The 866-nt window shown below is 55.5% G+C and carries 1 protein-coding gene; it reads right to left on the bottom strand.

Features of this window, described 5'->3' with window-relative positions:
* On the bottom strand, positions 1 to 866 hold an 866-nt coding region (locus ABD892_RS10430; protein WP_345195560.1), incomplete at both ends, for a hypothetical protein.

Raw genomic sequence — 866 nt, 5'->3', positions numbered from 1 at the left:
GTAGGGTGCCACATAATCCGCCAGCTTCTTTACATTTTTCTTCGGCTTGGTGCGGGGTAACATACGGGTGATGAACTCCGGGTATTGCTCCCTGAGCCGTTCCAGCACCTTCGGTTTAACCTTGATGACAAACTCGCCGTTGTCGTCTTTCTTGAGTCCGTCCAGACGCTCAAGCAACGCACGGCGTTCAAGGTAAAGTTTCCCTGCCTGGGCAAGCAGCTCCTCGGTATCTCTCAGCCGTTCCTTCCGGTGATTGTCGGCCTGCCCCAAGGTGTACTCGTTCTTGCCTTCGATGAAGAAGATACGGTCAGACGCCATGGGGTTGTGCTCGCCAATACCGGCATCCAGCTTGGGGAAGTAACCCTGCTCCATCAACAGGCCGAGGGCATGATGGTAGGCAGCGGCATAGTCATCCAGCTTGTGCATCTCGTCACGGCCAGACATCAGTCCTTTGCCCAGTGACGCCAGATCAGCCAGCCGCAGCTCAATATCCACCAACTCGCCGGTCTTGGGATCGAGGCGGAAGAAGGTGCCGAGCTTTCTGGCCTCGTGCTGCTTCTTCTGGATATTGTGCTTGTTGCTGTCCAGAGTACGGTTGATGATCTGGGCACCGCGACGGGCTGTACGTATCTGGTTGTGAATCGCTTTCTGGGGGTCGCGGGTCCGGAACCGCTTGACTGCATCATCATCCATCGGATCACTGGCAGACAGGGCTTCAGGCTTCTGTTCTTCTTCGAGGTACCAGAGATTCGCGTCTTTGTCGTGCTTGACGGTGAAGTGTGAATCCGGATATTCACGGTTGCGGTAGTTCGCATTCATCCGTGCCAGAGGTTCGCTGTCAAAGGTGCGGATACCCGCATATGTCT

Origin of the sequence: Kistimonas scapharcae, from assembly GCF_039540975.1 — a bacterium.
Lineage (GTDB): Bacteria > Pseudomonadota > Gammaproteobacteria > Pseudomonadales > Endozoicomonadaceae > Kistimonas > Kistimonas scapharcae.
This window is presented reverse-complemented; position numbering and strand designations above follow the sequence as displayed.